The sequence below is a fragment of the Vulgatibacter sp. genome, assembly GCF_041687135.1.
In the GTDB taxonomy this organism is placed as follows: Bacteria; Myxococcota; Myxococcia; order Myxococcales; family Vulgatibacteraceae; genus JAWLCN01.
In genome coordinates this window covers 228,862-255,354 of record NZ_JAWLCN010000005.1, presented here as the reverse complement: position 1 = coordinate 255,354, position 26,493 = coordinate 228,862, and the positions used below count along the sequence as shown (strand labels likewise).

Genomic DNA, 26,493 nt, shown 5'->3' with positions numbered 1-26,493 from the left:
ATCAGCCGAGGGGCTTCGAGATCACGCAGGCGTTGATGCCGCCGATGCCCATCGAGAGCTTGCCGGCGGCGCCGGCCGGGGCGGCGCAGTGGGTGTCGAGCACGAAGTTGCCGTGCACCCTGCCGATCTGCGCGTTGAGCTCCTCGGCGCGGAGCGGCGTCGGGTAGAGCTTGCCGGCAGCGTAGCCGAGGTATTGCGCGGTGAGCTCCCAGCCGCCGCCGGCGCTCATGCCGTGGCCGAAGGTGCCCTTGCGCGCGGTGACCACCACCTGCTCCGGCAGCACGCCGCGCAGGGTCTCGACCTCGAGGTAGTCGCCCGGCGTGGCGGTGGCGTGCAGATCCCAGGAGCCGATCTCCCCGGCGGCCACGCCGGCCTGCTCCATCGCCAGCCGGATCGAGGAGGTGGGGCCCTCCTTCGACGGGGTGATGATGTGCTCGGCGTCGGCGGTGAGGCCCACGCCGATGGGCTCCATGCCCAGGGGCTTCAAGCCCTTCGCCTGCATGTATTCGAGATCGGCGACGACCCAGACCACCGCGCCCCCGGCGACGTGGGTTCCGCGCAGGCCGGTGAGGGGCTTGGAGACGTCGGCATCCGCAGCGAGGACGCGGGCGTTGTAGAAGGCGCCGACCGAGAGCGGGTGGGGCTCGGGGTCGGTCATGCCCACCACCACCGCCTTGGCCTTGTCGAGCTGGATGGCGTCCATCGCCATGCCGAGGGCGTAGCCGAAGGAGGAGCAGGCTGCCACCGGCGCGAAGGTCATGCCGGTGATCTTCCCCATCATCGAGATCTGCGAGGCGGGGGTGTTGTGGATGTTCCACAACACGTTGGAGGAGACCTGGTTCCAGGGGGCCTCGGGCGCGTTCCACTTCTTCTGCAGCTTCGCGCTGCGGACGCGCTTCTCCTTGATCACCGCGAGCTTGGCGCTCTCGACGTCGCCCTCCACCGAGAGCGACTCGATGGCGCGGAGCTCGGCGAGGTAGTCGGCGAGCTCCGGGGAGCGGGCCGCCCAGAAATGCCACCACGCGTCCTCGGCCTGGTCGCGGTCGTGCTCGTCGACGCTCTCCGGCTGGGCGGGCATGCCGGCTGGCGCCTCGCCGCCCTGCAGGAAGGCGCGCAGATCGGCGTTGCGCTCGGGGTTGGCCCAGAAGCGGTCCCAGCGGCGCTGGGCCCGGTGGAGCTCGAGGCTGGTGTCGTAGATCGTCGGCAGATCGCCGAGGCCCGTGCCGCAGTAGACGTGCGCCTTCGGTCCCAGCGCCCGAAGCTCCTGCTCGAGGCCGGGGTTCTGGCGGAGCGACTGGATGAAGGCGCCGATCGCGTACTTCGTCGGCGTCCCCATCTTCTTCTCGAGCTGGGAGAAGCGGCTCGCGGGGAAGCGCTCGTCGATCCAGCCCTTGTACGAGGCGAAGTCGAAATCCGGCCTGCCGACGAGGAAATTGCTGGGACCGAAGCCGTCGAAGGCGGACAGCCAGCTGTCACAGGCGTCGAGGTTCCGCTCGAAGCTCTCGATGTCCGGCGAACGAGGGGCGACGATGCCCCAACCGAAGATGCCGACTCTGCGCACGTTTCGCTCCTGCTGCCCGCTTGCTGCTTCGGGTACGGGCGGGGCGCGCATGCTCGCTTAAAGCCGTCGCTTTGTCTCGCACCGAGCACAACGCCGCCATGACGCAGTGCAACGCGATTCCCCGCCGAATTCCCGGTGCCAACCGGGGAGAACGGTTGGCCCTTCCGCGATTGGCCGTTAGGTTGAGCCGCCATGAGTGGTGAGAACGGCGTCGGGATCGAGCGGGCGGGCAGTGGCCCGCTGCCGGTGGTGGTGGTCACGGGCTTTCTGGGCAGCGGCAAGACCACGCTGCTCCGCAGCCTGCTCGGCAGGCCCCACGGGATGCGGATCGGCCTCGTGCTCAACGAGCTCGGCCAGGCGGGCATCGACGTGCCCGGCCCGACCCAGACCTCGACGGTGGAGCTCACCGAGGGCTGCGTCTGCTGCCTGCGCAACCCCGATCTGCTCCAGGCGATGGAGGAGATGCACGCCCGCGGCGACGTCGATCGGGTGATCATCGAGACCACGGGCCTCGCCGATCCGCTGGCGCTCACCTGGACGCTGGCGCGGCAGGAGCTCCACGGCAAGGTGCGGGTCGACGCGGTGATCGCGGTGGTCGACCCGACGACCTTCGAGGCGGCGCGGAGCGAGGAGTGGGAGGCGCAGGTCCGCGCCGGCGACCTCGTCGTCCTCTCCAAGCTCGACGTGGCCACGCCGGAGCAGCGCGAGCGGGCGGTGGCGGCGGTGCGCGCGATCCAGCCGGAGGCGCGGGTGCTCGAGGGCGGCGAATCGCTGCCGGTGGGGATCCTCCTCGACGCAGTGGAGGTGGGGCCGCGCTCGCTCTCGTTGCCCGAGGTGCGGGAGGCGCGCCACTCGACCTTCCAGGTGGTCTCCGTCGGCGGGCGGCACCGCTACCGGCTCGATCCCCTCGAGGATTGGCTCGAGGCGCTGCCGGAGGCGATCTTCCGCGCCAAGGGGATCGTCGAGCTGGCGGACGGGAGCTGGGCCGCCTTCCACGTGGTGGGCGGCAGGCTCCAGCTCGATCTCGGCGTCGCCGCCCCTGCCCATGGGGAGAGCCGCTTCGCCTTCTTCGGGCGCGGCCTCGAGAAGGATGCGATCGAGGCCACGCTCCTCTCCTGCAGGGTGGAGTAGGCGGTTTTTCAGCTCCGCGGCTTGCGCGGCGCACGCCGGGGCGTGGCGGGGCGCGGCGTGCGGGGGGCTGCCTTGCGCGCGGTGCTCTTGCCGGCGGTGGTGGCCTTCCGTGCCGTCGTCTTCCGTGCGGGGCCCGCGACCCGGCGCTCCCGCTGCGGCGTCGTCGAGCGGCTGGTGGTGGCCCGTGCGGTCTTGCTCGCGGTGGTGCGCTTCGTCGCCGCCGCCTTGCGCGGCGTGGCGGCGCTGGTGGTGCGCTTGGGCGAGCGCTTCGCCGTGCTGGTGCGCTCGGCGGCGCTGCCAGCCCGGCGGGTGGTGCTCCGGGTGGTCGCCGCAGCGGCGCCTGCGCGCTTGGTCGCGGTGCGCTTCGTGGTCGCGCGCCTGGTGCCGGTGGTGCCCGCTGCCGTCCCGCTGCTCCGCCGCGTTGTGGTCTTCGCGGTTCTGCCGGTGGTGCCTGCTGCGGTCCCGCTGCGCTGCCGGGTGGTGGTCTTCGCGGTCCTGGTGGCGCCGCTGCCGGCGGTCTTCTTCCGCGCGGTGGCGGTGCGCGCGCCGGCACCGGTCCGGCGGGTCGCGACCTTCGCCGCCGTGGTGCGGGGCGTGCTCTTGCTCTTCGGCGTCCGCGGCTTGCGGGCCTTCTTCTCCGGCGCCTCGATCGGCATCGTTTCGTCGATCGCATCGGTCGCGCGCTCGAGCTCCAACTCGTCGGCACCGGCGATCTCCCGATCGTCCTCCGCCTCTTCCACGGCAGCCTCCGGATGCTCCGCGAACCAGCGCTCCATCGGCGCGAGGTACCAGTGGCGCCAGCCCTCCTCGTATTGGTTGCCCTGGCCCGCCGGAATCTCCCGGTGGTCGATCACCACACGGGTGCCGCCTTCGACCGCCTCGAGATGGACCTCCAGCCGGGAATCCTCCGCCTCCTCCGGGAAATCGGAGGTGCGCCAGGACTGCACGATGAGCCGTCCCGGGTCGAGCCAGAGGGTCTGCCCGGCGATGTAGCCGTCGCCTGCCGTGTAGGAACCGCCGATCCCCGGTTCGATCATCACGGCGGTATTCGTGAACGCTGCGTGCGTCGCCGCGTCCAGCCATGCATCGTAGATACGCTGCGGGCTGGCCGGGACGACGGTGGACAACCGGATCGCTTCCGAAGCCATGCGGAAAATCCCCCTCGTGTCGTTGCTGGCGTGCGAGGGAAAGCGTAGCGCGGCACCGTCGCGCGCTGCCAGCCCACCCCCTCCGAATCGGCGGGCGCCCGCACCCGCCGAATGTTAGGAAGGCGCCGTGACCGACACCTCTCTGACTGCCGTGGTGCTGATGAACCTCGGCGGCCCCGACGACCTCGAGGCCGTGGAGCCCTACCTCTTCAACATCTTCAACGACCGGGACATGATCCAGCTGCCGCTCGGCTGGCTCTGGCAGAAGCGTTTCGCCCGGGCGCTGTCGAAGAAGCGGGCACCGGAGAGCCGCGAGAACTACGAGAAGATCGGCGGCCGCTCGCCGATCCTCGCGTACACGCAGGCGCAGGCGCAGGCGATCGAAGCGGCGCTCGGCCCCGGCTACCGATGCTACGTCGCGATGCGCGCGTGGCATCCCTTCACCGAAGAGGCGGTGGACCAGCTCGTGGCAGACGGCGCCAGGGAGGTGGTGGCGCTGCCGCTCTATCCCCACCGTTCCCGGGCCACCTCCTATTCGTCGGTGGCGGAGCTGCGCCGCGTGCTCGGCAGGAAGGCGCCGCAGCTCCCGCTGAAAGAGGTCTGCTGCTGGCCCGCGGTGCCGGGCTTCCTCGACGCCTGGGCCCACGCGGTGGGCGAGACGCTCGCCGGGATCGCGCCGGCGCGCCGCGAGAAGGCCCACGTGCTCTTCAGCGCCCACGGCCTGCCGCAGTCGGTGGTCGACAAGGGCGACCCCTACCTCGCCCACGTGCAGCTCTCCTGCAAGGGCGTGATGGAGCGCCTGCCTGCGGGGACGCCGTGGTCGCTGGCGTTCCAGAGCCGCGCCACCCGGGTGAAGTGGCTCGAGCCCGCCACCGAGCACGAGCTCGACAGGCTGGCGAAGGCCGGGGTGAAGGACGTGGTGGTGGTGCCGATCGCCTTCGTCACCGAGCACATCGAGACGCTCTTCGAGCTCGACATGCTGCTCAAGGATCCGGCGGTGGAGGCGGGGATCGAGGGCTACCACCGGGTGCTCGTGCCGGCGACGGCGCCGGAGCTGATCGCCGAGCTGGCGGACCTGGTGCGCGGGGCGCGGAAGGGCGAGCTGCCGCTCTGCCCGATCCCCGCAGGCTCGAAGACGAAGTGCGCGCTGCGGGGCGACAAGAAGGTCTGACGAACGCTCGACGGGGCCCTGCACCGCGGCAGGGCCCCGGGCGGGAACGCTTCAGCCGAAGAGCGGCGCCTGCTGCGCCTGCGCGAGGCGCTGCGCGGCGAAGTCCCAATTGGCCACGTCGAAGAATTTGTCGACGTAGCTGCCGCGGTCGGCCTTGTACTTCAGGTAGTAGGCGTGCTCCCACACGTCGATCACCAGGAGCGGGACGCTCCCCTGGAAGCCCTGGTTCTGGTGGTTCTCCGCGGCGAGCGTCACCAGCCGGTTGCCCAGCGGCTCCCAGGCCAGCACGCCCCAGGCGCTGGCCTCCCCTGCCTTCGCCGCAGCGGCGAGCTGCTTGCGGCAGGCGTCGACGCTGCCGAAGCTCGTCTCGATCGCGCTCTTGAGCGCGCCGGTGGGATTGCCGCCGCCCTTCGGGCTCATCGAGTTCCAGTAGAGCGTGTGGAGCACGTGGCCACTGCCGTGGAAGGCGAGGGCGCGCTCGAGGGGCTTGATCTTCGAGAAGTCGCCCTTCTTCTGCGCCTCCTGCAGCTGGGCGAGGGTGTCGTTCAAGCCCTTCACGTAGCCGGCGTGGTGCTTGCCGTGGTGGAGCTCGAGGATCTCCGCGCTCAGGTAGCCGCCGAGGGCGTTCTTCGCGTAGGGCAGCGGCGGCAGCTCGTAGGGCCGCATCTTCGTCCCCCCCCCGGCGGCGCCCTTCGGCGGCGGCGCCTTCTTCTTCTCGTCCGCAGGGGCGGCAAGGGCTTCGGTGGCGCCGAGAAGCGGCGCGGCCAGCGCCGCACCGGCGACGAGCCCCAGCATCTGCCTGCGGGTGGGCTCGTTCGTCTTCTGCTCGTCGTGCATCGCCTTCTCCTCCTTCGGCGTGTCGTCGCGCCGGGAAAGAGGGGACGCTAACGGCGTACGCCGCACGACTCAACGCGTTTTGCCCGCCTTGCCCCGGGCTGCGTCCTCCGCGAAACTCGAGACTTCGCCCCCAAAGCACCGCACCTGGAGATCGCATGACGGAGAGAAGCGCCCACCGCAACGCCTCGGCCTGGCTGCTGCCGGGCCTGATGCTCGCAGGCGCGGTGCTCGGCCTCGTCGTGGGCGCGGTGCTGGGCGAGCGGTGGACGGAGAAGGCGCTCGAGCCCCTCGTCCTCGGCATCCGCCTCTGCGGCGTCATCTTCCTCGCGCTGCTCAAGGGGCTGATCGTTCCGCTCGTGGTCACCTCGGTGATCACGGGGATCACGCGGATGGGCGATCTCCGCAAAGTGGGACGCCTCGCCGGGCTGACGGCGGGCTACTTCGCCTTCACCTCCTTCCTCGCGGTGCTCACCGGGATGGTGGTGGTGAACCTCGTCCAGCCGGGCAAGCGCGGCGGGGCTGGAGCAGCTCCCACCGAGATCCCCGAGGCGGCGAGCGCCGCTGCGCAGAGCACGGCGCAGGCGGTCTACGACGTGATCGGCGGGATGTTCCCCTCGAACCTCTTCGCCGCAGCGGCGGAGGGGAACATCCTCGGCCTCATCGTCTTCAGCCTGATCTTCGGCGTCGTCCTCGCGCTGGAGGGGCTGCGGGCCCGGCCGCTGGTCGAGGTGATCGACGTGGCCAACGAGGCGCTGCTGCGCCTGGTGCGCTACGTGATCTGGCTGGCGCCGATCGGCATCTTCGGCCTCGTCGCCGACCGGATCGGCAAGGCCGGCGGCGGCGACGCGATCTGGAGCGAGGTGCAGCGCCTCGGCTGGTACGCGCTGGCGGTGATGCTGGCGCTCTCGATCCACGCGCTGGTCACGCTGCCGCTCCTGCTCCGCTTCCTCGGCAAACGCAACCCGGCCCGCTACGCAGGGGGGATGGCCGATTCGCTCATCACCGCGGTGGGCACCGCCTCCTCCGCGGCGACGATGCCGATCACCCTGCGCTGCGTGATGCACGAGAACGGCGTCTCCCGCAGGGCCGCCGACCTGGTGATCCCGCTCGGCACCACCGTCAACATGGACGGCACCGCGCTCTACGAGGCGGTGGCGGTGATCTTCATCGCCCAGACCATGGGGCTCGATCTCTCGCTGTCGCAGCAGCTGGTGATCCTCGTCACCGCCACCCTGGCTGCAGTCGGCGCTGCGGCGATCCCGGAGGCGGGGCTGGTGACGATGGTGATCGTACTCGGCGCCGTGGGCCTGCCCGCCGAGGGCATCGGCCTGCTCCTCTCCATCGACTGGGTGCTCGATCGCTTCCGCACCGGCGTCAACGTCTGGGGCGACTCGGTGGGCGCCGGGATCATCGATCGCTTCGTCCCGCCGGAGCCTGCAGCAGAGCCGGCGGCGCTGGACGTCGCGGGGCCCGCGCCCAGCCGCTCCTCGATCTAACGGGGCCTGGCGCGCTCGTATTGCGCGGGCCAGTGCAGATCGACGCCGAGCTCCTGCGCCGCGTGCAGGGGGAAGTAGGGATCCCGCAGCGACGCCCGCGCGATTGCCACCAGGTCCGCCTGCTCCTCCCGCACGATCGCCTCGGCCTGCTCCGCCTCGGTGATGAGCCCCACCGCGGCCACGGGGATCCCCGCCTCGCGGCGGATCCGGGTGGCGGCGGGCACCTGGTAGCCGGGGCCCAACGGGATCTTCGCGTCGGGGACGAGGCCGCCGCTGGAGCAGTCGACGAGATCCACGCCGCAGGCCACGAGGCGCCCGGCGAGCTCCACCGACTGCTCCACGTCCCAGCCGCCCTCGACCCAGTCGGTGGTGGAGATCCGCACCACCACCGGCAGCTCCTCCGGCCACACCGCGCGCACCGCGTCGGTCACCTCGAGGAGGAGGCGGATCCGGTTCTCGAAGGAGCCGCCGTACGAGTCGCTGCGGAGGTTGGAGAGGGGCGAGAGGAAGGAGTGGAGCAGGTAGCCGTGGGCGCCGTGGATCTCCGCCACCTGGAAGTCCGCCTCGAGCGCCCGCAGGGCCGCGGTGCGGAAGGCCTCCACCACCTCGCCCACCTCGGCGGTGGAGAGCGCGGTCGGCGTGGCGTGGGTGGGGGAGAAGGGGATCGCCGAGGGGCCCACCGGCACCCAGCCGCCAGCTTCCGGCGGAACCCAGGTGCCCTTCTCCCAGGGGCGGGGCGTCGAGGCCTTGCGTCCCGCGTGGGCGAGCTGGATGCCGGCGACGGCGCCCTGCTCCCGCACGAAGCGCGCGATCCGGGCGAGGCCGTCCACGTGGCGATCGTCCCAGATGCCGAGGTCCTGCGGGCTGATCCGACCGCGGGCCTCCACGGCGGTTGCCTCGCTGCAGACGAGCCCCGCGCCGCCCACCGCCCGGGAGCCGAGGTGGACGAGGTGCCAGTCGGTGGCGAAGCCGTCCACCGACGAGTACTGGCACATCGGCGAGATCATGATCCGGTTGCGCAGGGTGAGGCTGCGCAGCTGCAGGGGCTCGAAGAGATGGGCCATGGGTCTTGCTCCCTGCCTGAAGCTGCGGCTGCCTCCCGCCGATGCGCCACCTTCGCGTCAGGGCGCGGCGATGAGCTGCTGCGAGCGGAGCATCCAGCCGATCATCTTGTAGAGGAGCCGCGCGCCGACGTTGCCGTCCCACTGGTCCTCCTCGTCGCCGGGGGCCACCTCGCAGAGGTCGAGCCCGACGATCGTCCTGCCGCTCTTGGCCACGCCTGCCACCAGCGCCGCCGCCTGCTGGAAGGAGAGGCCGCCGGGCACGGGCGTGCCGGTGTGGGGGCAGAGGGTGGGGTCGAGGCCGTCGATGTCGAAGGAGAGGTAGACGTGCTGGGGCAGCTCCGCGACGATCCGCCGCACCTGCTCGCCCCACGTCGTCCCCTCGAAGCGCTCGTTCACCAGCTGGGCGTCGAAGTGCGCGATCACCTTCCCGCCACTCGCCCGGATGTAGCGGTGCTCGGCGGAGCCCAGGTCGCGGATGCCCACCTGCACCAGCTTCGCCACGCCGGGGATCCGCTCCATCACGTTGTGGAAGATCGACGCGTGGCTCCAGGTGAAGCCCTCGTAGGCATCGCGCAGATCGGCGTGGGCGTCGAGGTGGAGGATGCCGAGGCCGGGATAACGCGCGGCGTAGGCCTCGATGGCGCCGAAGGGCACCGCGTGATCGCCGCCGACGATGCAGGCGATCTTCCCCTTCGCGAGGAGCCCTTCCACCGTCTGCTTCACCCAGGCGTTCACCTGCTCGCTGCGCTGGTTCACGAGGGCGAGGTTCTGCTGCAGCGCCGGATCCTCGCCGGCGCCACCGGCCTCGATGATCGGCGCGGCCGCTGCCTTGGCCTCGTCGTTCCAGGCGCGGATCTGTGCGGGCTCGTCGAGCATGGCGATCCCCGGCTCCCAGACCTTGCCGATCTCCACGTCGAAGAGATCGACCTGCCGCGAGGCGTCGAGCACGGCGGCGGGGCCGTCGGCGGCGCCGGCGCCGTAGGAGGTGGTGGCCTCGAAGGGCACCGGCACGAGGACGACCTTCGCCTCGTCGACGGTGAACGGGAGGCCGTAGACACCTGCGCCGGGTGCCGCTGCTGCATCGGGATCGAACGGGATCTTCGCCATGGGCGCGCATCCTACGCAGCGCCGCGGCCGACGCAACGGCAAGGCTTGTCCAACAATCGGCCCGGGCGTGGCCGGGACCGATTGTCGGACACGCGCTCCCGCGCGGAGAGCCTGCTCCTTGTCGGCTCCGCCTTCGGCTCCGCTCTTCCGGGCCGTCCAATTCTGGACGGCCCTTCAGTCCGGCACCACCGTGTCGAGGCTCTTCCAGAGGTACCAGGAGGCCACGCTGGCGTAGGGACGCCAGGGGGCGCCGTGGCGCTCGACGTCGGCGGGCTTCGGCAGGGCGGGGAGCTCGTACGCGCGCTGGATCCCCTTCTGGATCCCGAGGTCGGCGCAGGGGAGCACGTCGGGGCGCCCGAGGCGGAAGAGCAGGAACATCTGCACGGTCCACCGCCCCACGCCCTTAACCGCTGCGAGGGCCTCGACGATCGCCTCGTCGGGGAGCTGCTCCACCGCGGCGAGGGGGAGCTGGCCGCTCGCCACCTTCGCCGCCAGGTCCTTGAGGTAGCCCTGCTTCTGCCGGGAGACGCCTGCGGCGCGCAGGGCCTCCTCCGGGGTGGCGAGGAGCTCCTCCGGCTCGGGATCCCTGCCGCCGTAGAGGGCGCGGAGCCTCTCGTGGATGGTGGCGGCGGCCTTGCCGGAGAGCTGCTGCCAGAGCACCGAGCGGAGGAGGGCGTGGAAGTGGCTGCCCTCGGTGCGGAGGGTGAGCCTGCACGGGCCCACCTCTTCGATCACACGGGCGAGGACGGGATCGGCCTTGCGGAGGTGGGCGACGGCGGGGCGGGCGTGCTTCGGCTTCATCGTCCGAGGAGAACAGCCGGCACGGCCGGAGGCAACCGGGCGATCAGCGCTCCTCCTCCGGCGCCGCAGAGGCAGGGGCCCAGCCCGGCGTGCGGCGTTCGAGCCTGCGCCCCGCCTGCCACACGCCGACGATGTTGCGGGTGGCGCGGATGTCCTCGGTGGGATCACCCTCCACCAGCACCAGGTCGGCGTAGGAGCCGGGGCTGATCACCCCGAAGCGCGCGGTGGGATCGAGGAAGCGCACCGGCCCGGACGTGGCCATGTAGAGCACCTCCTCCGGCCGCAGCCCCAGCGCCACCAGCGCCTCCATCTCGTCGTGGATCGAGGCGCCGTGGATCACGCCCGGGGTGCCGGCTGCGGTGCCCACGAGGAGCGGCGCCCCCGCCTCGTGGAGCCGCCGCACGTTCTCCTGCACCGAAGCCACCGCCCGCTCCGCAGCGGCGCGATCCGCCTCGGAGAGCCCGCCCACCTCGTCGTCGCCGGAATGGCCGGCGCGGATCACCTCCGCCTCGAGACCCTCCAGCTTGCGCTCGCCCTCGAGGCTCTCGAGGAGCGCCGGCCAGGTGCGCAGCGTGCTCACCACCGGCGTGCCGCCGAAGGCGATCCGCTGCACCTGCTCCGGGGTGAGCACCGACTCCCACGGCGTGTGGAGGAGCACCGCCACCCCCGCATCCGCCGCACGGGCAGCGTCCTCCGGCCCTGCGGCCAGGGCGTAGACCCGCTTCTCGTATTGGTTCGCCTCCGCCACCACCGCCTCGATCGCCTTGCCCTCCAGGACCGGCGCTCCCTTCGGCAGGGACGAGGCGTCGACGAGCACGTAGTCGGAGTCACGGTATTCGAGGTCGCGGCGTGCCGCGCGGGAGGCGTCCCGCGGCGAGTCGACCTCCTGCACCTCGGCACCGGTGCGGAAGGGCTCGATCACCCAGCGGCTGGTGCCGTCCGGCACCTTGCCGCTTCCCTTCTCCGCCACCACCCGGGTGGCCCGGTGGAGCCGCGGGCCGGCGACCCTGCCGTCGGTGATCGCACCCTGCAGGCCGCGCAGATCGGAGTCGTGGCCCACCACGATTACCGAGGTGACGCCGCTGTAGATCAGCGCCTCCGCCTGGAGCTCGGGCTCCTCGATCCGCGGCGCCCACGCAGCCTCGGGGCCGCCGATGCGCACGTGCATGTCGACCAGCCCCGGCAGGAGGGTGCGGCCGGTGCCGTCCACCACCTCGACGTCGGGCGGCGGCGGGTGGACGCCGGCGGTGGCCATCCCCACCACGCGGCCGCCCACCACCAGCACGTCCATCGGCTCGCGGAGGAAGTCGTCGATGCCGTCGAAGACCCGGACGTTGGTGAAGAGGGTCGGGGGCGCCGCCGCGTGGGTGTCGGGCGGCGTCACCAGCACCGGCTTGTGGGAGCCGCAGGCGGCGAGCAGCAGGGCCAGGGGCAGGAGCAGGCGGATCATCGGCCCACTATAGGCACCCCGCGGCGGATCAGATATCCGCCACCACCAGCCTGCAGGGGATGCCGCCGTTGCGCAGCGCATGGCCGGTGGCTTTCGGCAGGCCGAGGGCTGCCTCGAGCCGCGGATCGGCGAAGAGCACTGCCACCCGCCAGCCGCCGAAGCGTTGGGCGAGCCTCCTGCCGAACCGGCGGTAGAGCTCCTCCATCTCGCGCTCCTCACCGACACGCCTGCCGTAGGGCGGGTTGGTCACCAGCAGCCCCGGCCCGGAGGGCGGCTCCACCGTGGTGGCGTCCGCCCGGGCGAGGTGGAGGTGCTCGAAGACGCCGGCCCGCTGCGCGTTGCGGCGGGCGACGCCGAGGGCGCCTGCGTTCTTGTCGCTGCCGTGGATCGGGGCGGGCGGCGCCTGCCGCTCCTGCGCCCGGAGCGCGTCCCGCTCCTCGGCGACCAGCTCGGGGTCGAGCCAGGGCCAGCGCTCGCAGGCGAAGGTGCGCTCTGCGCCTGGCGGCCTGCGCAGCGCGGCGAGGGCCCCTTCGACGAGGAAGGTGCCGCTGCCGCACATCGGGTCGAAGAGGGGCGTCGATCCTTCCCAGCCCGCCAGCGCGAGGATGCCCGCGGCGAGGTTCTCCCGCAGCGGCGCTACGCCGGTCTCCTGCCGGTAGCCACGGAGGTGGAGGTGCTCGCCGGTGGCGTCCGCGCTGACGGTGACGTGGCCGCGATCGAGCCGCACGAGGAAGCGCTGCGCGTCGGCGCCGTCGCCCCAGCGGGCGGCGGGGACCTGCCGCAGGATCGCCTCCCCCACCGGCCGGATCAGCTCGGCGGGGCGCGATCCGCCGCCGCTCTCGTCCACCGCGAAGGTGCCGCCGTCCGGCAGCAGCGCGCCGAAGTCGACGGCGCTCGAAAGCCGCTGCAGCGCAGGCAGCGGGCCCTCCCAGATCCGGAGGAGGATCCGGGAGGCGATCCGGGCGCCGAGGTGGAGGCGGAGCAGATCGCAGCGATCGCCGCTGCAGACGACGCCGCCGGGCACGGGGCGGGCGTCGGCGAGGCCGAGGGACCTCGCCTCCGCGGCGCCGACCCCTTCGAGGCCGGGCGGGGTGATGACGAAGAAGTGGTGCACCGGCGCACCCTGCTTTCAGCCGGCGCGGCGCGCAACCGAGATCGCGAAATGGCCGTTCTCGGGGACGTTCCAGCCGGTCATCTCCAGGCCCGAGCGGGCATAGAGATCCGCCACCGTCTCGTTGGTGAATTTCCGGCTGATCTCGGTGTGGATCGTCTCGCCGTCGGCGAAGGGCACGGTGAGGCCGAGCGCGGGGATTTCGACCTCCATGCGGCCGAGCGCCCGCAGGTGCATCTCGATCTGCTTCTCGGCCTCGTTGAAGAAGGCGACGTGCTCGAAGCGGTCGACGTCGAAGCCCGCGCCGAGCTCCCGGTTGATCACGTGGAGCACGTTCTTGTTGAAGGCGGCGGTGACGCCTGCAGCGTCGTTGTAGGCGGCGTGGAGCAGCGCGCGATCCTTCACCAGATCGGTGCCGAGGAGGAGCCTGTCGCCGGGGCCCATCGTCGCGGCGATCCGCGAGAGGAACCGCTGGGCCTCGCCGTCGGGGAAGTTGCCGATGGTGCCGCCGAGGAAGACGATGAGGCGCCGATCGCCCTTCGGGATCCGGTCGAGGTGGTGGTCGTAGTCGCCGACCACGCCGTGGATGTGGAGCCAGGGATAGGCGGCGAGGAGCTGCACCGCGCTGTGGCGGAGCATCCCCTCGCTCACGTCGAAGGGGACGTAGCGGCAGCCGAGATCGAGCGCCTGCGCCGCGTCGAGGAGGGCGCGGGTCTTGCGGGCGGCGCCGCTGCCCAGCTCCACCAGGTCGGTGGGACGCAGGTCGGCGAGGAGGCCCGGGGCGATTCGCTCGAGGAGGGCCTGCTCCGTGCGCGTCTGGTAGTACTCCGGCGTGTCGCAGATCCGGTCGAAGAGCTGCGAGCCCCGGTCGTCGTAGAAATGCTTGGCCGGCAGCGTCTTCGGCACCCTGCCGAGCCCCGCCGCCACGTCCGCCGCCAGGGTCGAGCCCGCGCCCGGGCGGACGTGCACGTCCACCTCCATCCGCGTGCCCGGCTCCCGCCGCTCCATCTCCTGCAAACGTGCGCGCTCCACGCCGCCTCCTTCCGGGTCGTTTGGAGGTCAAACCATAGCCGCCCCGCCGCCCGGCGCCCACCAAAGCTGCGACCAGCCGGGCGAGCGTGCAGGCGTTCTGCCCACGAACCGACATCCCGCACCCGAAATGGCCCCCACGCCAGCGGTGCGGGGACACGGCAGGGGCGAGGGCCTATGCTTGCGACGATGTGCAGGCTGCTCGGATATCTCGGGGAAGAGGCCCCCCTGGGCGCGCTCGTGTCGGCGCCGCCCCACTCTCTCGTGCGCCAGAGCTGGCAGGCCCGGGAGCTGGTCAGCGCCACGGTCAACGCCGACGGCTGGGGGGCGGGGCTCTACGTCCCCGGCGATCCCGACCCCTGTCTCTACACCAGCACCCTGCCGATCTGGGCGGACGCCAACGTGCCCCATCTCGGCAGGGCGCTCCGTTCCCGCTGCCTGGTGGCGGCGGTGCGCAGCGCCACCGATCCGCTCACCGTGGCCCACGCCAACACCCAGCCCTTCGCTGCGGGGCGCCTCGTCTTCCTCCACAACGGCTTCGTCGAGGGCTTCCGCACCTCGGTGCGCCGCAGGCTCTGCGCCGCCCTCTCCGACGAGCGCTTCGCCGGGATCGCAGGGACCACCGATTCGGAGCACCTCTTCGCCCTGGTGCTCGAGGAACTGGACCAGCGCGGCGGGGCGGGGGATCCGGCGGTGCTGCTCGAGGCCACCGCCGCAGCGGTGGCGCGGGTGGCGGCCTGGGCGAAGGAGGCAGGCGCGAAGGCGCACTTCGCGGTGGTGGTGGCGGACGGCACCTCGCTGGTGGCGCTGCGCACCGCCACCGAGCCCGAGCCGCCCTCGCTCTACCTCCACCCCGGCGGCGGCGCGATCGCCGCCGGGACGATCGTGGCGTCCGAACGACTCGACGACGACGAGCGCTGGCGGCGGATCGAGCCGGGGCAGGGCGTGATCGCCACCCTCGGCGGCGAGGCTGCGGTGGTGGAGCTTCGTTGAGGGCCGAGCTGCGCGACGCGCTGCTCTCCGCGCGGGCCACCACCGAGCGGCTCACCGCGCGGCTCGGCGACGCGCAGGCCCGCGCCCAATTCGATCCGGGCTTCTCGCCGCTCGGCTGGCACCTGGGCCACGTGGCCTGGCAGGAGGAGCGCTGGGTGCTGCGCCGGTGCGCCGGGGAGCGGCCGATCGATCCCGGCCTCGACGGCATCTACGATTCCTTCCACAGCCACAAGGGAAGCCGCGGCAGGCGGCTGCCGCCGCTCGTGCGGATCCGCAGCTACGCCGCGCTGGTGCGGGAGCGCCTCCTCGCCTTCCTCGAGCGCACCGATTTCGAGGGCGATCTGCTCGCCGGCGGGTGGGTCTTCCGCTTTCTCGCCAACCACGAGCGGCAGCACGCCGAGACGATGGCGGCGGCGCTGCTCCTCGGGCATCTGCAGCCGGAGCTGGAGGTGGCGCCGCCCGTCGCCGCCTCCGCCGGCGAGGGCTGGTGCGACTTCCTGCCGGTGGAGGGCGGGCGCTTCTCGCTGGGCTGCGACGACGATCCCGATGGCTGGGACAACGAGCGCTGCGCCCACGAGGTCGAGCTCGCCCCCTTCGCCATCGCGCGGCAGCCGGTGACGAACGGCGCCTTCCTCGCCTTCCTCGAGGCAGGGGGCTACCGGGACGACGGGCTCTGGAGCGAGGCGGGGCGGCGCTGGCGGGACGCGGAGGGGGTGGAGGCGCCGCTGCACTGGCGCCGCGGCGCTGGCTGCTGGGAGCGCTGGACCCTGGGGGGCTGGAGGCCGGTGGATCCGTCGCACCCCGTTTCGCACCTCGGCTGGCACGAGGCGGAGGCCTTCGCCAGGTGGGCGGGGGCGCGGCTGCCCACCGAGGCGGAATGGGAGCGGGCTGCGGGCTGGGAGCAGGGTGGCCGCAAGCGCCGCTTCCCCTGGGGCGACGGTGCGCCCGCACCTGGGGTGAACGTCGCCCTCGCCCGGGGCGATACGGCGCCCTGTGGGAGCGAAGCCTCGCCGTGCGGCGCGGAAGGCATGGGCGGCAACGTCTGGGAGTGGACCGCCAGCCCCTTCCTCCCCTGGCCCCGCTTCGAGCCCGGTCCCTACCGCGGCTACAGCGCGCCGTGGTTCGGCGACAGGCACCGGGTCCTGCGGGGCGGCTGCTGGATGAGCGATCCGGCGATGGCGCGCACGACCTTCCGCAATTGGTTCGAGCCGCAGGTGCGCGCCTTCCCCGCCGGGCTGCGGCTCGCCCGCAACCGCTAGGTCGTGCAGGGGCGTTGCACCGGGCGCATCTTTCGAAGCGATGCGCCGGGTTCTGCTACTCGAAGACGATCTCGACCTCCGCGAGGGGCTCGCCGATCTGCTCCAGATCATGGGAGCGGAGGAGGTGGTCGCCGCGGCTTCGTTCGACGATCTGGTGGCGCAGGGCGATCGGGCCCTCGGGAGCGACGTGGCCTTCCTCGACGTGAACCTGGGCGCCAACGTGCCGAGCGGCGTGGACGCCTTCCGCTGGCTCCAGGACCACGGCTTCGAGGGGCGGGTGGTCTTCCTCACCGGCCACGCCCGTTCGCATCCGCTGGTGAAGGCGGCGAAGGAGCTCGGCGTGCTGGTGGTGGAGAAGCCGGTGGGCGGCGAGACCCTCGAGGAATTGGCGGCGGGAGCATGACGGTGCCGGCCAACGGCCTCGAGCGTCGCACGGAGCGGGAGCTGGGATCGCTGCAGCGCCGGGACGCCTACCGGGCCTCGCTGGTCATCGCCTCCCTGGTCCTCGTGGCGGAGCTCGCCTTCACGGCCATCGACCTGAGCTGGAGCGCGCCGGCGCTGCTCGTCTCCCTCCGCCTCGCCCATGCCTTCCTCGCCCTGGGCCTCCTGATCGCGCTGGTGCTGCTGCGGAAGCAATTCCGCTGGGGCCACGGCGACCTCGTGCTGGTGATCGTGGGGCTGCCCTTCCTGCCGATCTTCTGGATCGCCGAGCTGGCGGTGGCGGCGCTCGGCGAGCCGTGGGCGCCCTTCGTCGGCGCCAAGCTCACCGCGGTGGCGCTGGCGATGCTCACGCCGGCCCGCCTCTGGCTCGGCGCCCTCTTCGTCGCCCTCTACGTCGGCGAGGCGTTGGCGATCTGGACGGTGGAGGAATTCGCGCGCCATGCGGCGCTGCTCGCCACCGGCGAGCCGTGGGTCACCGTCTCCTTCGGCGTGCTCGCGCTGGTGATGCTCGGCTACCGCGCGCGCACCAGGCGCACCGAACAGGAGTTCATCCGGACCCGGGTGCAGGCCGAGTCGCTGGAGGCCCTCGCGCGGATCTTCCTCGCGGTGCGGGATCGGGCCAACACGCCGCTGCAGACCCTCGAGGTGGGGGTGGCGCTCCTCGAGAAGCGCCACCCGGACGCGGCGCCGATCGCCGCGCGGATGGAGCGGGCGCTGTCGCGGCTGCGGAGCCTGAGCGGCACCCTCTCCCGGCACCGGCCCATCGACTGGGAGCCGGGGGCGCAGCCGCCGGATCTCGATGCGCTGCTCGACGCGCTCGAGGCGCGCCGGGAGAATCGGGCCAACGGAGCGCGCGGCCCGGGCGTCCACTGAATCCAGGTCAGGGAATCACGAAGTCGTGGACACGCCAGGTGCGCGGTGCGTCGGGGAGGCGCCTGCCCTCCGCGTCCTCGACGTTCGTGCCCCAGCGCTCCGTCGCGTAGAGCGAGAACCGGCCCGACCGCACGGCTGCCGGAACTGAAAGCTCGACCACTGCCGCTTCCATGCGCCCGACGACGACCGAGACGACGGCCTGTTCGCCCGTTATGGGCACCTGCACGCCATCCACCAGCCCGAAGAACTGGAGTCTCGTCTCGGGGGACTCGGTCTCGTCCGGCGCGTAGGTGAGGAGCCAGTCGTAGATCCCGTCCGGCGGGTGGTCGTCAGGCGAAGGCGGTCGCTCACCCGTGTAGAGCATGCTGGACGTGGCCGGCTCCGACGGAACGGACGCCGTGGGTCGGAAGTCGTAGGCACCGCAGTAGGTCGCGGAGCGCGCGAAGACTTCGATGGTCGCGGCGTGGTGGACCACGCGCCCACCGCCCAGCACATCGACCTGGAGAAGGAGCACCAGGAGGTGGGCACCGTCTTCGACGGTGCCCAGGTCAGGCTCGACCCGAAAGACGGCACCCTCGCCCCGGTCGATCTCGAGTGTGTGGGTGACGCCCGGTGCGCCGCCGACTTCCAGCGGGACCTGTTTGCCGTCGACCAGGGCCGCGACGCGCACGGTGGCCACCTCGCCGGCGAACGCTCTCCCGATGCTGACGGCGACGTCGACCAGCACCGGCTCGTCTTCGGTGAGCCAGTAACGCGACGCGCCCTCGCCCGCGTTTGCTTCCGCGGCCAATCGGGTCACGACACGAACCTGCGAGTCGGTCGGCTCGGCAACGAGTGGGGGGCGTTGTACGTCCGGCCGAGCGGGCTCGACGAAGGCCTCCTGGTCGGTTGGGCACGTCGGTGCGCCGGCCGGGGGAGGGTAGGCATGCGGCTCGGCCCCTTCGCCACAACCTGTGACGAGCGTCCCGAGCGCGAGGACGAGCCGAGCAGCTGGGTGTGGCATGCCACCCCCTTCACGATGCGCGATTAGCAACCTGTACCGTTACAGCACCGCTGTAGACGTAGCATGGGCCTACCTGAACGGTCGGATCACCGCGCCCTTGCGCCCCTCTTCCCGGAGCTCGGTGCCCGCCTGGTGGAGCTTCACGGCGTCGGGGAGGACGAGGTAGCCCACGGGCTGGGACTTGCGGGCGCGGCGGGCGACGATGTCGGAGACCTGGCGGTAGAGCTTCTCGAAGGCCGCCGCCTTCTGCACCCGCCGCTGTACGTCACCCGAGACCTCGAGCTCTGCCCAGATCATGCCGCTGCGCAGGATGCCGTCCTCGTCGACGAGGGAGCGCTGGTAGTGGATCACCGGCGAAACCACCTCGAAGATCATCCACTTGCCCTTGTTGGGGCCGCGCTTGACCTTGTCGACGGTGATCGGGCCGATCTGCGGGGCGCCCAGGTAGTAGGAGGGCTCGTCGAGGGTGGCGGCGAGGCTCTCCTCCACCTGCGGCGGCTGCCAATTCGCTGGCACCAGCTCGGGGTAGAGCTCCAACCCCAGCGGGGCAAGCTCGCGGAAGAAGGCGCGCTCGTCTTCCGGGCCCATGAAAAAGCGGATCACGTTGGCCATCGGCGCTCCTGCCCTGCGGCGGAGAGTCCGCCGGGCACCTGGGACCGGCGGTCCGCCGGTCTTCCCTCTGCACAGTACCGGTAAATTTCTGGCGCCAGCTTGCGATCACGGACGGGTCGGTGGTTTCATGTCCGAATCTGTCGTCCTGCAGTTCGTTGTCTTCGCCGGTGGCGCCTCCGGGCACCGCCGCAGTCGTACCGTGGTGGCCGGCCTTCGGATCGCCATGTAGCACGCGCAGAGCACGCAGTACCGACGCTCTTCGTTCGAATTCGGCCACCGGGCGGTCTTCCGCCCACGTAGCAGATCCGGACGGAGGGGGGCGAGCGGTAGGGACCCTCCTCCAGAAGCAGGGAGATCACATGGAGATGCGCCGCATTCTCGCAGGCAGTTCCGTGCGGTATCTGGGGGGAATCGGAGGTTTCGGTTCGCTTCTCGCCGCGTTGATGTTCGCGCCGGGGGGCGCGGGAGCGCAGACGCACACGCCCTACGTCGTGCAGGTCGCGCCGACGACCTACGAGGCGCTGCCGCTCAACGGAGGCACGGCAACGTCGCTCTCGATCTCGGGCGACGACGCCTCCGGGATGGCGGGCCTGCCCTTTCCGGTGACCTTCTTCGACACCCAGTACAACGACGTGCGCGTGGGCACGAACGGCTACGCCGTCTTCACCAGCCATTCGGGCACCGACTACAGCAACGACCCGGTCCCGAGCACGAATAGTCCAAGCGGCATCGTCGCCCTCTGGTGGGACGACCAGCAGTGCTCCGCTGGTGGCATCCAGACCCAGACCCTGGGGACCGCACCCGCCCGCGAATTCGTGGTCCAGTGGCATTGCACCAGGCTCTCGACTTCTTCCACCTTCCGCACCCAGCTCTGGCTCACCGAGAACTCGACCACGATCAAGGTGAAGTACGGCACCGTCGACAGCGGCGCGTCCTACAGCGCCTCGATGGGCATCGAGGACCCGACCGGTACCATCGGCTATTCGCCGTCGGTCTGCGGCGCCGCCGGCAACTGCACCGACGCGGGCTTCCCCACGAACTCGGTGGTAACCTACGCGCAGGGCCCCGACGTGGTGGTCGCCACGGTGACCGGTGAGCCGATCGCCTACTCCGGCGTGACCAGCCACATGGAGGCGGAGGTTCGCAACGCCGGTGGCGAGGACTCCCTCGGCTTCGGCCTGCGCTTCTGGGTCAGCTCGGACGAGCGGCTCTCGTCCGACGACGTCGAGGTCGGCATGGCCACCCCGGCGACGCAGGACGCGGTGCCCGGCGCCTCGGCCTTCTTCACCCTCGACGCCCCGATCCCGCTCTCCCTCAGCCCGGGCCAGTACTATCTGCTCGCAGAGGCGGACCCGCTCAACGCCGTCGCCGAGGATACGGAGACCAACAACGTCGGCTTCTACGGCCCCTTCGAGATCGGCCTGCCCGCCCCCGACCTGATCGTCGAGTCGATCGCGGTGCCGAACAACGCGGAGCCGGGCTCCAACTTCACCCTCGACTGGACGGTGCGGAACCAGGGCAACCTGATCGGCGTCGACGTCCCCTATTCGCTCGTGATCTCGTCGAACGACGTGATCAGCTCGAGCGACCGCCGGATCTTCACCGGCACGATCACCGCCGACGCGCTCACCAGCGTCCCGGTTTCCGAGCAGGTCTTCCTGCCCGCCGAGATCAACGCCGGCACCTACTACCTCGGCATCGTCATCGACCCGGACAACGAGGTCTACGAGCTCGGTGAGCTGAACAACGAGGGCGTCTCGCAGGAGTCCTTCACGGTCTCGAGCGGCGACCTGGTGATCGCCACCACCGTGCTGCCCCCTGCGGAGATCGGCTCGGTCTACTGCAACCTCCTCGACGCGACCGGCGGCACCGGCTCCTACGTCTGGGCCGTCGAGAGCGGCACGCTCCCGGCCGGCCTGGAGCTGCAGGAGGAGCGCGCCGGTGGTGATCCTGCCGCTGCGCCGATCGCCACGCTGCTCTGCGGCAGGCCTGCGCAGGTTGCCACCTCGGACTTCTCGCTGCGGGTGACCTCCGGTGAGCTCACCGTGGTGCAGGACTACCAGCTCACGGTGAACGAGACCGGCATGCCGCTGGCGATCGCGACGGCGGAGCTGCCGGTGGCGCAGTTCCAGGTCGAGTACGAGGCGACGCTGCTGGCAGTGGGCGGCACCGCCCCCTACGAGTGGTCGGTCGCTGCCGGTGAGCTGCCCCCCGGTCTGCAGCTGGCGTCGTCCGGCGCGCTGCGTGGCATGCCGATGGTGGACGGCCTCTACCCGGTGACCTTCGAGGTGAAGGACAAGGACGGCACCGCCCGCAGCGCCGAGCTCGAGCTCCGCGTCTCCTCGCCGGCGCGCCTCACCTGCGTGACCCGCAGCCTGCCCAACCACAAGGTGAACGAGGCCTACGACGTGCAGCTCCTCGCCGCCGGTGGCGCCAAGCCCTACACCTGGGTGACGGCGGAGAGCCGCCGCCTCTCCAACGGCGTGACCGATCCCGGCCAGACCTTCGTGAACGCGCCGCCTCCGGGGATGATCCTCTCCGGCGACGGTGACGTGAGCGGCGCTCCCTCTGCGGCGGGCCGCTACGTGTGGCTGGTCGAGGTGACCGACGAGGAGAACAACGCGCCGGATACCTGCGCGATCACCTTCGAGGTGACCTACGACCAGGGGATCACGGTGGTGACCACGGCGCTGGCCGACGCCTACGTCGACACGCCGTACACCGTGCAGCTGCAGGCAGCCGGCGCCGCGGGCTTCACCAGCTGGAGCATGGCGCAGGGCAGCACGCCGCCCGAGGGCCTGGAGCTCTCCGAGGACGGCGTGATCAGCGGCGTGCTCGCGGGCTTCCTTCTCGAGGGTGAGAAGACCCGGACCTTCCCCTTCCTCGTGCAGGTGAAGGACTCGGAGAACCGGATCAACGTGGCGCCGCTCTCGGTGACGCTGCACCTGGCGCCTCCGGCGGCGGAGACGAAGCCGCAGGAGAAGGCCGAGGAAGACGACGGCGGCGGCTGCAGCGCCGGTGTCGCCGACCCGAGCCTCCTGGCACTCGGTGCGGCGCTGGGCCTCGCAGCCCTGCGGCGCCGTCGCAGCTAGCCGGCAGCTTCGGCTCCGATGAAGAGAAGGGAGGGCCTCGGCGACGGGGCCCTCTCTTTTTGTCCGATGCGGCGGTGCTGCACTTCGTCGGTGCGGAGATCCGCCGGGTGGAGAGCGGCAGGACCTTGCGAACGATCGACCGTCGGTGCTTTCATCTCCGGTCTGTCGTCCTGCAGTTCGCCGTCTTTGCGTTGGTGCCACGTTGCGCCACCGCAGTCGTACCGTGGTGGTGTCCGGATTCGGAACGCCATGCAGCAAGCGCAGCGCAGGCAGTTCCCGACGCTGTCGTTCGAGTTCGGCACCTGGCGGATGTTCCGCCGTGCGTAGCAGATCCGGACGGAGGGGCGAGCGGTACGTCCCCCTCCCGAAGCAGGGAGAACACATGGAGATTCGCCGCATTCTCGCAGGCAGTTCCGTGCGCTACCCGAGGGGGATCGGACTCCTCGGTTCGCTTCTCGTCGCCTTGTCGTTCACTCCCGGCGCCGCGGAGGCGCAGACGCCGTACGTGATGCAGATCCAGCCCGAGCCCTACACGGCGCTGCCGATCAACGGCGGTACGACCACCACGCTCTCGCCGAGTAGCATCGACGATGGCTGGGCCGACGGCCAGTTGCCGTTTCCGGTGACCTTCTTCGACCAGCCGCAGACCGAGCTGCGAGTCGGCACCAACGGGTACGCGACCCTCGGCGGCGGCGCCGCCAACTACATCGGGAACCAGCGGCTCCCCAGCAGCACCTCGCCCCACGGCGTGATTCCGATCTGGTGGGCGGATCAGTACTGCCCGAGCGGCTCGCTGACGACGCAGACCATCGGCACGGCGCCGGCCCGGCAGTACGTGGTGCAGTGGCATTGCCACGAGTACAGCAACTCGGCGGGGACCTGGCAGGCACAGCTCTGGTTCACCGAGGGCTCGAGCACCATCAAGATCAAATACGGTGCGCTCTCCAGCAGCTACAGCTCCTGGCGTACCACCGCCATGGCAGGGATCGAGAACCTCACCGGTACCGTCGGCTACCAGGTCAGCTGCGGCAACGCCTGTACACCTACCGATTGGCTCACCGATCAGGCGGTGGTCTTCGCGCAGGGGCCGGACGTCACGGTGGCGTCGGTCACCGGTGAGGCGATCGCCTATTCGGGCGTGACCAGCCACATGGAGGCGGAGGTTCGCAACGTCGGTGGCGAAGACGCGCTCGCCTTCGGCCTGCGCTTCTGGGTCAGCGCGGACGAGCGACTCTCGTCCGACGACGTCGAGGTCGGCATGGCCACGCCGGCGACGCAGGACGCGGTGCCCGGCGCCTCGGCCTTCTTCACCCTCGACGCCCCGATCCCGCTCTCCCTCAGCCCGGGCCAGTACTATCTGCTCGCAGAGGCGGACCCGCTCAACGCCGTCGCCGAGGATACGGAGACCAACAACGTCGGCTTCTACGGCCCCTTCGAGATCGGCCTGCCCGCCCCCGACCTGATCGTCGAGTCGATCGCGGTGCCGAACAACGCGGAGCCGGGCTCCAACTTCACCCTCGACTGGACGGTGCGGAACCAGGGCAACCTGATCGGCGTCGACGTCCCCTATTCGCTCGTGATCTCGTCGAACGACGTGATCAGCTCGAGCGACCGCCGGATCTTCACCGGCACGATCACCGCCGACGCGCTCACCAGCGTCCCGGTTTCCGAGCAGGTCTTCCTGCCCGCCGAGATCAACGCCGGCACCTACTACCTCGGCATCGTCATCGACCCGGACAACGAGGTCTACGAGCTCGGTGAGCTGAACAACGAGGGCGTCTCGCAGGAGTCCTTCACGGTCTCGAGCGGCGACCTGGTGATCGCCACCACCGTGCTGCCCCCTGCGGAGATCGGCTCGGTCTACTGCAACCTCCTCGACGCGACCGGCGGCACCGGCTCCTACGTCTGGGCCGTCGAGAGCGGCACGCTCCCGGCCGGCCTGGAGCTGCAGGAGGAGCGCGCCGGTGGTGATCCTGCCGCTGCGCCGATCGCCACGCTGCTCTGCGGCAGGCCTGCGCAGGTTGCCACCTCGGACTTCTCGCTGCGGGTGACCTCCGGTGAGCTCACCGTGGTGCAGGACTACCAGCTCACGGTGAACGAGACCGGCATGCCGCTGGCGATCGCGACGGCGGAGCTGCCGGTGGCGCAGTTCCAGGTCGAGTACGAGGCGACGCTGCTGGCAGTGGGCGGCACCGCCCCCTACGAGTGGTCGGTCGCTGCCGGTGAGCTGCCCCCCGGTCTGCAGCTGGCGTCGTCCGGCGCGCTGCGTGGCATGCCGATGGTGGACGGCCTCTACCCGGTGACCTTCGAGGTGAAGGACAAGGACGGCACCGCCCGCAGCGCCGAGCTCGAGCTCCGCGTCTCCTCGCCGGCGCGCCTCACCTGCGTGACCCGCAGCCTGCCCAACCACAAGGTGAACGAGGCCTACGACGTGCAGCTCCTCGCCGCCGGTGGCGCCAAGCCCTACACCTGGGTGACGGCGGAGAGCCGCCGCCTCTCCAACGGCGTGACCGATCCCGGCCAGACCTTCGTGAACGCGCCGCCTCCGGGGATGATCCTCTCCGGCGACGGTGACGTGAGCGGCGCTCCCTCTGCGGCGGGCCGCTACGTGTGGCTGGTCGAGGTGACCGACGAGGAGAACAACGCGCCGGATACCTGCGCGATCACCTTCGAGGTGACCTACGACCAGGGGATCACGGTGGTGACCACGGCGCTGGCCGACGCCTACGTCGACACGCCGTACACCGTGCAGCTGCAGGCAGCCGGCGCCGCGGGCTTCACCAGCTGGAGCATGGCGCAGGGCAGCACGCCGCCCGAGGGCCTGGAGCTCTCCGAGGACGGCGTGATCAGCGGCGTGCTCGCGGGCTTCCTTCTCGAGGGTGAGAAGACCCGGACCTTCCCCTTCCTCGTGCAGGTGAAGGACTCGGAGAACCGGATCAACGTGGCGCCGCTCTCGGTGACGCTGCACCTGGCGCCTCCGGCGGCGGAGACGAAGCCGCAGGAGAAGGCCGAGGAAGACGACGGCGGCGGCTGCAGCGCCGGTGTCGCCGACCCGAGCCTCCTGGCACTCGGTGCGGCGCTGGGCCTCGCAGCCCTGCGGCGCCGTCGCAGCTAGCCGGCAGCTTCGGCTCCGATGAAGAGAAGGGAGGGCCTCGGCGACGGGGCCCTCTCTTCGTGTGCGGTGCCTGCGGCTGCTCCCGCCGGAACGAGAAACGGCCGGGGCCCGCAACATGGGGACCCGGCCGTTCTCCTTCCGCAAGCAGGTTCAGTAGACGTTGTATTTCCGGCGCAGCGCCTCGTGCTCCGCTGCGTTTCTGGAGGGGCGCAGGATCCGGTTCGCGTCGTGGAGGTAGTACCAGAACTCGCTCTTCTTCGGCCGCAGCGCCGCCTGGAGCGAGTCGACGGTGGGCGAGCCGATCGGCCCCGGGGGCAGGCCGGCGCGGGTGCGGGTATTCCACGGATCCTGGGGATCGCGCAGGCGCTTCAGGAAGGCCTTGCGGTCGTTCCACTCCCGCAGCTCGTAGCGCGAGGTGGCGTCCACGCCGAGGGGCACGTTGGCGTCGATCCGCTTCCAGAGGATCCCGGCCACCAGCGGGCGCTGCGCCGGGAGCGGCTCTTCGCGCTCGAGGAGGGAGGCCATCACCACCACGTCGTGGAGGCTGCGACCGCTCTTCTTCACCTCGTCGCGATGCGCCTCCCAGAAGCGCCGGGTGAAGGTGTCGAGCTGCCGCTGCACCAGCCAGCGCACGTCGAAGCCTTCGGGCGCGAGGGCGTAGGTCTCGGGGTAGAGGTAGCCCTCGAGGCTCCCCTTCGGCAGCTCGAAGGGCGCGGTGTAGCCCTTGCCACTGCTCGCAGCGGCGATGTAGGCGCCGGGCTCGATCCAGCCGGCGGCGGCGAGGGCGGCGTCGGTGTCGCGCAGGCGCCAGCCCTCGACGATGACGAAGGGCTTGTCGTCCGCCAGCGGCGCGCCCTCGAGGGCCCGGGCGATCTCCGCGGCGCTCATCCCCGGCGAGAGGGAGAAGCGGCCGGCCTTGGCGGCGAGACCGCCGCGGCGCCAGAGATGGAAGCGCCAGAGGCGGGCGTCGGTGATGAGGCCCGCCTCGGCGAGCTGCGCGCCGAGGGCCTGGCCGGTGGCGCCCTTCGGCACGGTGAACTCCACCGGCTCGGCGCCTGGGCGAAGGGGGGTCTGCACTGCCTTGCCGGCCCAGACGAAGGCGCCGCCTGCACCGAGGCCGCCGAGGAGGATCAGGGCCACGAGGGCCAGGAAGAACTTCTTCATAGGGCCGGGCAGCCTAGCACGGGAGAGGCCGGCGG

General features: G+C 71.3%; 21 protein-coding genes. 9 read left to right on the top strand and 12 right to left on the bottom strand.

The window, feature by feature from the left end:
• Position 1 precedes the first annotated feature (1 nt).
• Positions 2 to 1,561, bottom strand: a complete 1,560-nt coding sequence (locus tag ACESMR_RS14750; protein WP_373047860.1) for a beta-ketoacyl synthase N-terminal-like domain-containing protein — start codon at positions 1,559 to 1,561, stop codon at positions 2 to 4.
• Positions 1,562 to 1,753: 192 nt separating this feature from the next.
• On the opposite strand from ACESMR_RS14750, the gene ACESMR_RS14745 reads away from it, so the two are divergent.
• Positions 1,754 to 2,692, top strand: coding sequence for a CobW family GTP-binding protein (locus ACESMR_RS14745; protein WP_373047859.1), 939 nt, complete (start codon positions 1,754 to 1,756; stop codon positions 2,690 to 2,692).
• 8 nt (positions 2,693 to 2,700) lie between these two features.
• On the opposite strand, the gene ACESMR_RS14740 is transcribed toward ACESMR_RS14745, so the two are convergent.
• Complete coding sequence (locus ACESMR_RS14740) at positions 2,701 to 3,840, bottom strand: SRPBCC domain-containing protein (RefSeq protein ID WP_373047858.1); 1,140 nt, start codon at positions 3,838 to 3,840, stop codon at positions 2,701 to 2,703.
• 127 nt (positions 3,841 to 3,967) lie between these two features.
• Here ACESMR_RS14740 and hemH point away from each other — a divergent pair, with 127 nt between their 5' ends.
• On the top strand, positions 3,968 to 5,011 hold the full coding sequence (hemH, locus tag ACESMR_RS14735) for a ferrochelatase (protein WP_373047857.1): 1,044 nt from the start codon (positions 3,968 to 3,970) through the stop codon (positions 5,009 to 5,011).
• A 51-nt stretch (positions 5,012 to 5,062) separates the two neighbouring features.
• Here hemH and ACESMR_RS14730 read toward each other — a convergent pair whose 3' ends face one another.
• On the bottom strand, positions 5,063 to 5,848 hold the full coding sequence (locus ACESMR_RS14730; protein ID WP_373047856.1) for a superoxide dismutase: 786 nt from the start codon (positions 5,846 to 5,848) through the stop codon (positions 5,063 to 5,065).
• Between the two features lie 155 nt (positions 5,849 to 6,003).
• On the opposite strand from ACESMR_RS14730, the gene ACESMR_RS14725 reads away from it, so the two are divergent.
• Positions 6,004 to 7,344: a dicarboxylate/amino acid:cation symporter gene (locus ACESMR_RS14725; RefSeq protein WP_373047855.1), complete on the top strand. Its 1,341-nt coding sequence runs from the start codon at positions 6,004 to 6,006 to the stop codon at positions 7,342 to 7,344.
• Here ACESMR_RS14725 and ACESMR_RS14720 read toward each other — a convergent pair.
• The 6 genes from ACESMR_RS14720 to egtD form a co-directional block, all read right to left on the bottom strand.
• Positions 7,341 to 8,408 carry an NADH:flavin oxidoreductase/NADH oxidase gene (locus tag ACESMR_RS14720; RefSeq protein ID WP_373047854.1) on the bottom strand — a complete coding sequence of 356 codons (1,068 nt, stop codon included), beginning with the start codon at positions 8,406 to 8,408 and terminating at the stop codon, positions 7,341 to 7,343. The two genes, ACESMR_RS14725 and ACESMR_RS14720, sit on opposite strands and share 4 nt — an antisense overlap.
• A gap of 57 nt (positions 8,409 to 8,465) precedes the next feature.
• Positions 8,466 to 9,515, bottom strand: a complete 1,050-nt coding sequence (locus ACESMR_RS14715; protein ID WP_373047853.1) for an agmatinase family protein — start codon at positions 9,513 to 9,515, stop codon at positions 8,466 to 8,468.
• Between the two features lie 174 nt (positions 9,516 to 9,689).
• Positions 9,690 to 10,316 (bottom strand): DNA-3-methyladenine glycosylase family protein, encoded by a 627-nt coding sequence (locus ACESMR_RS14710; RefSeq protein WP_373047852.1) that lies wholly within the window; start codon positions 10,314 to 10,316, stop codon positions 9,690 to 9,692.
• A gap of 43 nt (positions 10,317 to 10,359) precedes the next feature.
• Complete coding sequence (locus ACESMR_RS14705; RefSeq protein ID WP_373047851.1) at positions 10,360 to 11,766, bottom strand: amidohydrolase family protein; 1,407 nt, start codon at positions 11,764 to 11,766, stop codon at positions 10,360 to 10,362.
• Between the two features lie 28 nt (positions 11,767 to 11,794).
• The gene (locus tag ACESMR_RS14700; RefSeq protein WP_373047850.1) at positions 11,795 to 12,880 is read right to left on the bottom strand and encodes a class I SAM-dependent RNA methyltransferase; all 1,086 of its coding nucleotides are present in this window, start codon (positions 12,878 to 12,880) and stop codon (positions 11,795 to 11,797) included.
• Positions 12,881 to 12,895: 15 nt separating this feature from the next.
• On the bottom strand, positions 12,896 to 13,909 hold the full coding sequence (gene egtD / locus ACESMR_RS14695; RefSeq protein ID WP_373047849.1) for an L-histidine N(alpha)-methyltransferase: 1,014 nt from the start codon (positions 13,907 to 13,909) through the stop codon (positions 12,896 to 12,898).
• Between the two features lie 174 nt (positions 13,910 to 14,083).
• Here egtD and egtC point away from each other — a divergent pair, with 174 nt between their 5' ends.
• The 4 genes from egtC to ACESMR_RS14675 are packed head-to-tail and all read left to right on the top strand — an operon-like array spanning position 14,084 to position 17,472.
• Positions 14,084 to 14,899, top strand: a complete 816-nt coding sequence (egtC, locus tag ACESMR_RS14690; RefSeq protein WP_373047848.1) for an ergothioneine biosynthesis protein EgtC — start codon at positions 14,084 to 14,086, stop codon at positions 14,897 to 14,899.
• Positions 14,896 to 16,158 carry an ergothioneine biosynthesis protein EgtB gene (gene egtB / locus ACESMR_RS14685; protein WP_373047847.1) on the top strand — a complete coding sequence of 421 codons (1,263 nt, stop codon included), beginning with the start codon at positions 14,896 to 14,898 and terminating at the stop codon, positions 16,156 to 16,158. The genes egtC and egtB overlap by 4 nt, the downstream gene beginning before the upstream one ends.
• A 40-nt stretch (positions 16,159 to 16,198) precedes the next feature.
• Positions 16,199 to 16,561 carry a response regulator gene (locus tag ACESMR_RS14680; RefSeq protein ID WP_373047846.1) on the top strand — a complete coding sequence of 121 codons (363 nt, stop codon included), beginning with the start codon at positions 16,199 to 16,201 and terminating at the stop codon, positions 16,559 to 16,561.
• Positions 16,558 to 17,472: a hypothetical protein gene (locus tag ACESMR_RS14675; RefSeq protein ID WP_373047845.1), complete on the top strand. Its 915-nt coding sequence runs from the start codon at positions 16,558 to 16,560 to the stop codon at positions 17,470 to 17,472. The genes ACESMR_RS14680 and ACESMR_RS14675 overlap by 4 nt, the downstream gene beginning before the upstream one ends.
• Before the next feature lie 7 nt (positions 17,473 to 17,479).
• On the opposite strand, the gene ACESMR_RS14670 is transcribed toward ACESMR_RS14675, so the two are convergent.
• Positions 17,480 to 18,262 (bottom strand): hypothetical protein, encoded by a 783-nt coding sequence (locus ACESMR_RS14670; protein WP_373047844.1) that lies wholly within the window; start codon positions 18,260 to 18,262, stop codon positions 17,480 to 17,482.
• A gap of 282 nt (positions 18,263 to 18,544) precedes the next feature.
• Positions 18,545 to 19,087, bottom strand: a complete 543-nt coding sequence (locus tag ACESMR_RS14665) for a hypothetical protein (protein WP_373047843.1) — start codon at positions 19,085 to 19,087, stop codon at positions 18,545 to 18,547.
• A 365-nt stretch (positions 19,088 to 19,452) separates the two neighbouring features.
• Between ACESMR_RS14665 and ACESMR_RS14660 the strand changes: the two genes are divergently transcribed.
• Positions 19,453 to 22,179 (top strand): CARDB domain-containing protein, encoded by a 2,727-nt coding sequence (locus ACESMR_RS14660; protein ID WP_373047842.1) that lies wholly within the window; start codon positions 19,453 to 19,455, stop codon positions 22,177 to 22,179.
• Between the two features lie 382 nt (positions 22,180 to 22,561).
• Entirely contained in the window at positions 22,562 to 25,294 is a 2,733-nt protein-coding gene (locus ACESMR_RS14655; RefSeq protein WP_373047841.1) for a CARDB domain-containing protein, read from the top strand.
• 150 nt (positions 25,295 to 25,444) lie between these two features.
• On the opposite strand, the gene mltG is transcribed toward ACESMR_RS14655, so the two are convergent.
• Complete coding sequence (gene mltG / locus ACESMR_RS14650) at positions 25,445 to 26,458, bottom strand: endolytic transglycosylase MltG (RefSeq protein WP_373047840.1); 1,014 nt, start codon at positions 26,456 to 26,458, stop codon at positions 25,445 to 25,447.
• Positions 26,459 to 26,493: the final 35 nt, after the last annotated feature.